This window comes from Dyella silvatica (assembly GCF_026283955.1).
GTDB lineage: Bacteria > Pseudomonadota > Gammaproteobacteria > Xanthomonadales > Rhodanobacteraceae > Dyella_C > Dyella_C silvatica.
On record NZ_JAPDPE010000171.1, the window covers coordinates 1 to 6,608 of the forward strand.

Sequence of the window (6,608 nt, forward strand, 5' to 3'; positions counted from 1 at the left end):
GGCGCAGCGCTCGGTGTTCGCGCTGATTCCCAAACTTGCCGTTCTAGCTCCTCCCCCTGCATGCAGGGGGAGGCTGGGAGGGGGTTGGGTCTTGCCGCAAGATGGCACCCCTCCCCAACCCTCCCCTGCAAGCAGGGGAGGGAGTAGTGCTGCGGACCCTCACGACACCGAATCCTTCATCGCCCGGCGACTGCATGCAGTCGCCCCCGAGTGCGCGCAGGACGCGCGCAAGCTCTTGGGTCCCCTTTGCCGCGGTGAGGCCGGGTCGACAGGCCCGCAGGGGCATCGACATGGACGTCGATGCCTTTTCGCCAGGGCAGGAGCCCTGTCGAAAAGCCCGACCCAGCCTCACGCACTCGAAGGGCAGGATGCCCGTAGAGCGCGGCATGGGGTTGGCCTTTCTTTGGGTTACTTTTCTTTGGCCACGCAAAGAAAAGTAACTCGGACTCCGGCAGGAGTTCGAAAGCCCGCCGCAGGCGAGCCAATCGCGATATCGCCGCCAACAAGCAGGCCCTCCGCAGGGGAGCCAACTCGCCACATTCCAACGAGCGCGCGAATGCACGCCATAGGCAGGCACGTGACGACACGACAACAAGCAAGCGCACGAGCAAAGCGTGCCAGCAACACCCAGATTCCCCACCCGAAGCGGACAGCCCCATGCCCCCCAAAATAGCGACCACCTGCCTGATAACCCTGGCGCTACTCCTGTCCGCCCCCCTTCATGCCGACAAAATCCGCGACCTGGTCCAAGTTGCCGGCGTACGCAGCAATCAGCTGATCGGCTACGGCCTCGTCGTCGGCCTCGACGGCAGCGGCGACCAAACCACGCAAGCGCCATTCACCACGCAAAGCCTGGAAAACATGCTGCAGCAGTTCGGCATCACCGTGCCTGCCAATGCACGGCCGCAGTTGAAAAACGCGGCGGCGGTGACGATCACGGCCGAGTTACCGCCGTTCGCCAAGCCAGGGCAGAACATCGACATCACCGTGGCCTCCATCGGCAACGCCAAAAGCATTCGCGGTGGTGAGTTGTTGATGACGCCGTTGCGCGGTGCCGACGGTAGTGTCTATGCGCTGGCGCAGGGCAGCGTGGTGGTCGGCGGGGTGAGTGCGCAGGGCAAGAGCGGCTCCAGCGTGCAGATCAACAGCGCCGCTAGCGGGCGTATTCCGAACGGTGCCACGGTGGAGCGCAGCGTGGTCTCGTCGTTCAACAACGCCGGTGATCTGGTGTTGAACCTCAATACCTCGGATTTCACCACCGCAGGGCGTATCGCCGAGGCGGTCAATCGCGCTTACGGCGCGGGTACGGCGCGTGCACTCGACGGGGGTTCAGTCAGTGTGCGTGGCCCACAAGATCCGTCGCAGAAAGTCGCATGGCTGGGCACGATCCAGAATCTCGACGTGCAGCCGGGCGATGCGCCGGCGCGCATCGTGGTCAATTCGCGCACCGGCACGGTGGTGATTGGTTCGGATGTGCGAGTCAGCGCGGCGGCGGTGGCGCACGGCTCGTTGCAGGTAACCATTAGTGAGCAGCCGCTGGTGAGTCAGCCGGCGCCCTTTAGTCGCGGCGGGCAGACGGCGGTGGTGCCGAGCAGCAATGTGCAGGTCACCGAGGAGGGTGCGCACATGTTCAAGTTCGGCCCCGGTGTCAGCCTGGACACCATCGTGCGCGCGGTGAATCAGGTCGGCGCCTCGCCCAGCGATCTGATCTCTGTGTTGCAGGCGCTGAAGCAAGCGGGCGCGCTGCGTGCGGAGCTGGTGGTGATTTGACATGGCGGTGAACGGAATGACCTCGGCTGACAGCACCCTGCCCGCACTGCATACCTGGACGGAGTTGTCCGGCTTCAATCAATTGCGCGCGCAGGCCCAGGGCGACGGCAAGGCAGCCTTGCCTGCGGTAGCCAAACAGTTCGAAGCGATCTTTACCCAGATGATGTTGAAGTCGATGCGCGAGGCCAGCCCAGGCGAGGGCATGGGCGACAGCGAGGCAGGCAATGCTTACCGCGATATGTTCGACCAGCAGTTGTCGCTGAGTCTGTCCAATGGCGGGCGCGGCATGGGTATTGCGCAGATGTTGATGCGCCAGCTCGGCGGCAAGGATGCGGCCAGTTCAACCCCGGCGACGAACGACACGCTGCGCCAGTTATCCGGCGCTGCGGCGACCGCGGCCGATGTGGTGAGCAAGGTGTTGCCTGGCGGCGACCCGGTGAGTTTCGTGCGCGCGCTGGCGCCGCATGCGCAAGCCGCCGCGGCGAAGCTCGGCGTGTCGGTGCGTGCCTTGCTGGCGCAAGCGGCGCTGGAAACCGGTTGGGGCAAACATCTGCCGCAGCGAAGTGACGGTAGCAGCAGTTTCAATCTCTTCGGCATGAAGGCGGGCAGCAGCTGGGGCGGTGACAAAGTCAGTGTGCCGACGGTGGAATACGAAGATGGCGTGGCGGTGCGCCGGCGCGATCAGTTCCGCGCTTATCAGACGCCTTCCGATTCATTTGCCGACTACGCTCGCCTGGTGGGCGACAACCCACGGTATGCCGCGGCGCTTGGCCGAGGCGAAGATGTCGCCGGCTTTGCCCAGGCGCTCAGGCGTGGCGGTTATGCCACCGATCCGGCGTACGCGGCCAAGCTCACCGCCATCGCCAACAGCCCGCAAATGCGCGAGGCGCTGGCCTCGCTCGCGTCGGGCAGCCTCAAGTCAGACGCCAGCTTGCCGTCACAGATGCTATGACGCGCACGCCTTTCGCCAACAACTCATTAAGGACATCGCATGGCTGACATGCTCTCTACCGGCGTTTCCGGCCTGCTCGCCGCGCAGGTGGGCTTAAGCACCGTCGGCCATAACGTGGCCAATGCCAATACCGCCGGCTATAGCCGGCAACTGGTGAACTTCACCGCGCGTACGCCGCAAGGCGCGGGTAACTATTACATCGGCACCGGGGTGGACACGCAGTCGGTGCAGCGTGCGTATAGCCAATACCTAAACACCGCCCTGTGGTCGGCGGGCTCCGGGCAAAGTCGCGCGGCGACTTACCAAAGCCTCACCGGCCAGCTCAATAACCAGCTTTCCGGCAGCAGCAATTTGCAAACCTCGCTGGATAGTTTCTACGGTGCGGTGCAGGACATGGCGAATGCGCCGTCCGATGCCTCGGCGCGGCAGGTACTGCTGGCGCGGGCCAATGGCTTGGCCAGTACGTTCAAGGCGTTGTCGAGCCAGTTCGATCAACTCTCGCAGAACGTGAATCGGCAGATCGGCGACACCGTCGATGCGATCAATAGCGACAGCCAATCCATCGCCAAGCTCAACGAGCAAATACGCACGGCGTACGCCAGCGGCAACGGCGAGCCATCGGATCTGCTCGACCAGCGCGATGCGCTGATCAAGAAAATCTCCGGCGAGGTCGGTGTCAGCGTGGTGCCGCAGGGCGATCACACCATCAATATTCTCGTCGGCAACGGCCAGGCGCTGGTCAATGGCACACAAGCCTATGCACTGGGCACGGCCCCCAACACCTACGATGCCGCGCGACTGGAAGTCACCGGAAAAGACAGCGGCACCATCATCAGCGGACAAATCGGTGGCGGCAGCCTGGGCGCCTTGATGGATTTCCGCAGCGGCGTGCTCGACCCGGCGCAGAATCAGTTGGGTCGTGCCGCGCTGGCCATGGCTAGCGCATTTAACGCACAACACGCGCAAGGCATGGATCTCAACGGGGCCATGGGCGGCAATGTCTTCAACGTCGGTGGCCCGGTGGTGCAGGGCGCCGGCACCAACCAGGGCAGCGCGACGGTAGCCGCAAACATCGGCGATATCGGTAAGCTCACCACGAAAGACTATGTACTCAGCTATGACGGCAGCGCCTGGGGCCTGCGCGACGGCAGCGGTAATGCCGTCACCATGCAAGGCACGGGCACCGCGGCTGACCCTTATACCGCGGACGGTTTGAGCTTTGTCGTCGGTGGCGCCGCAGCCAAGGGCGACAGCTTTCGCATCCAGCCCACGCGTACCGCTGCTGCGGGTTTCGCGGTGGCGATTACCGATACCAACAAGCTTGCCGCCGCCGCACCCTTGACGACCACGGCAGGCACGGCCAACAAAGGCAGCGGCAGTGTCAACAACATCGCGGTCAGCGATCCGAGCACTGCGAACCTGCTCACTGCCTCTAATATCGTGTTCGACTCGCCGACCAGTTACCGCATCGACGGTGGCCCGTCGCAAGCATGGACAGCGGGGCAGCCCATCACTAATAACGGCTGGAGTCTCAAGCTGGATGGCGCGCCCGCCGTCGGCGACAGCTTCAGTATCAAAGCCAATACCAATGCACGCGGCGACAATCGCAATGCGTTGGCCCTGGGCAAGGTCGCCAACCTCGGCGTACTCGATGGCGGCAATACCAGTGTCGGCCGCGCCTACGGCCAGCTGACCAGCCAGGTCGGCAGCGCCGGCTCGCTGGCGAAAGATGGGCTGACCACGCAGACCGGCATCTACAACCAGGCCCTGCGGGCGCAGCAAGACGTGTCTGGCGTGAACCTGGACGAGGAGGCGGCCAACCTAGTGCGTTATCAGCAGGCGTATCAGGCGTCGGCGCAGGTGATCTCCACGGCCAGCAGTATTTTCAATGCCTTGCTTGGAGCGATCAAAAGTTAAAGCCATTAAAGCGGGGAACGGGGGATGGGGAACGGGGAATGTCCTGGTGGCGGCGAGTTTCGATGTGTTGATGCGCTCGCTCGAGTGCTTATTGACCGCACGGTCAATAAGCATCGCCTTAGCCGGGTACTGCGATCTGACTTTCCCTCTCATGTTCCCCGTTTCCTGTTCACCGTTCCTTTTCTTTCCACCGGCCTAAGCCCATGCGTATCTCTACCAGCTGGATGCAGCAATCTTCGGTCAGCAACATGCTTGACCGGCAAAGCGATATCGCCGACACGCAAAACCAGCTCAATACCGGCAAGCGCATCAACCAGCCTTCCGATGATCCGGTGGGTGCGGCGCGTGCGCTGGAGCTGAGCCACATGACCGCCGACAGTGCGCAGTATCAGCGCAACATCACCGCGGCCAATGCCCGCCTGGGTCTTGAGGATCAATCGCTGTCCTCATCGGCCGATGTGCTCAATCGTGTGCGCACCTTATTGCTACAAGGCAGCAACGGCAGCCAAAGCGATCAGACCCGCTCCGATATCGCCACCGAGCTGACTCAGCTGCAGCAACAATTGCTGGGCCTGGCCAACGGTAAAGACGGCCAGGGCGATTATCTGTTCGCCGGCAGCCAGACCGGTACCCAGCCTTTTTCATGGCAGAGCGGCGCCGTCAGCTATCAAGGCGATGACGGTCAGCGCATGATCGCCGCCGGTCCAGGCATGCAGGTCGCCACTGGTGACCCCGGCAGCGCCGTGTTCATGCGCGTGCCCACCGGCAACGGCAGTTTCACCGTGCAAGCGGCAGGCAGCAATACCGGCAACGCGCTTGCCGGCAGCTCCAGCGTCACCGATCGCAGCGCGTGGGACGGCGGCAGCTACACCATCGCCTTCACCGCCGCCAACGCCTACACCGTACGGGATGCTTCAGGTGCCACGGTCGGCACGGGTAGCTATAACGTCAGTAGCGGCGGCAGCATTGCTTTTCGCGGTGTGCAAGTCGCCGTTACCGGCACGCCGGCCGCTGGCGATAATTTCGCGATAGCGCCCTCCGGGCAGCAAGATATTTTTACCACGATGACCAACATCATCGGCGCCCTGCGCACACCTGGTGGCGGCGCCGGCATGCAGAACATCATCAATTCGCAGTTCGCCAATCTCGATCAATCCATCGACACGATTACCCGTGCGCGTGCGGGGATTGGTGCGCGCATGAATGCGCTGGATCAGCAGGGGTCGCTTAATGGCGATTTGTCGTTGCAGTACAAGAGTGCGTTGTCGGATGTGCAGGATCTGGATTATTACGATGCGATCAGTCGGCTGAGTTTGCAGTCGACTACGTTGCAGGCGGCGCAGATGACGTTTAGTAAGGTGCAGCAGTCGTCGTTGTTTAGTTATTTGCGGTGAGCTTTGTCGCTTGTTGGGTGCGTTGTGGCTGGGGTGTCGCCTGCGGCGGGTTTCGAACCCCTGCCGGGGTCCGAGTCACTTTTCTTTGCGTGGCCACGCACCCGCAGGAGCGGGTGCGAACAGCGAAGCTGGCCCGAAGGGCGGAGGGCATGGATGCCCGGAGTAAAGAAAAGTAACCCAAAGAAAGGCCACCCCCATGCCGCGCTCTCCGGCCATCCTGCCCTACGAGTGCGTGAGGCTGGGGCGGGCTGCTTTTAGACAGAATGGGCGACAGGGCTCCTGCCCTGGCGAAAAGGCATCGACATCCGTGTCGATGCCCCTACGGGCCTGTCGACCCAGCCTCACCGCGGTATAGGGGGCCCAAGAGCAGCGCGCGTCCTGCGCGCACTCGGGTGCGACTGCATGCAGTCGCCGGGCGATGAAGGATTCGGCGTCGTGAGGGTCCGCCGCACTACTCCCTCCCCTGCTTGCAGGGGAGGGTTGGGGAGGGGTGCCATCTTGCGGCAAGACCCAACCCCCTCCCAGCCTCCCCCTGCATGCAGGGGGAGGAGCTAGAACGGCAAGTTTGGGAATCA

General features: G+C 63.1%; 4 protein-coding genes. All 4 read left to right on the forward strand.

Annotated elements, in window-relative coordinates; genetic code table 11:
• Nucleotides 1–657: 657 nt before the first annotated feature.
• A complete protein-coding gene (locus tag OUZ52_RS21610; protein WP_266160661.1) occupies nt 658–1,770 on the forward strand; it encodes a flagellar basal body P-ring protein FlgI in 1,113 nt (370 codons plus the stop codon).
• A 16-nt stretch (nt 1,771–1,786) separates the two neighbouring features.
• Nucleotides 1,787–2,722, forward strand: a complete 936-nt coding sequence (gene flgJ, locus OUZ52_RS21615; RefSeq protein ID WP_266160664.1) for a flagellar assembly peptidoglycan hydrolase FlgJ — start codon at nt 1,787–1,789, stop codon at nt 2,720–2,722.
• Nucleotides 2,723–2,761: 39 nt separating this feature from the next.
• The gene (gene flgK / locus OUZ52_RS21620) at nt 2,762–4,639 is read left to right on the forward strand and encodes a flagellar hook-associated protein FlgK (protein ID WP_266160662.1); all 1,878 of its coding nucleotides are present in this window, start codon (nt 2,762–2,764) and stop codon (nt 4,637–4,639) included.
• A 203-nt stretch (nt 4,640–4,842) separates the two neighbouring features.
• A complete protein-coding gene (gene flgL, locus OUZ52_RS21625; RefSeq protein ID WP_266160663.1) occupies nt 4,843–6,033 on the forward strand; it encodes a flagellar hook-associated protein FlgL in 1,191 nt (396 codons plus the stop codon).
• Nucleotides 6,034–6,608 lie beyond the last annotated feature (575 nt).

Coding starts and splice junctions, on each gene's coding strand:
- flgK (WP_266160662.1), top strand. CDS start 2,762: ATGGCTGACATGCTCTCTACCGGCGTTTCCGGCCTGCTCGCCGCGCAG.
- OUZ52_RS21610 (WP_266160661.1), top strand. CDS start 658: ATGCCCCCCAAAATAGCGACCACCTGCCTGATAACCCTGGCGCTACTC.
- flgJ (WP_266160664.1), top strand. CDS start 1,787: ATGACCTCGGCTGACAGCACCCTGCCCGCACTGCATACCTGGACGGAG.
- flgL (WP_266160663.1), top strand. CDS start 4,843: ATGCGTATCTCTACCAGCTGGATGCAGCAATCTTCGGTCAGCAACATG.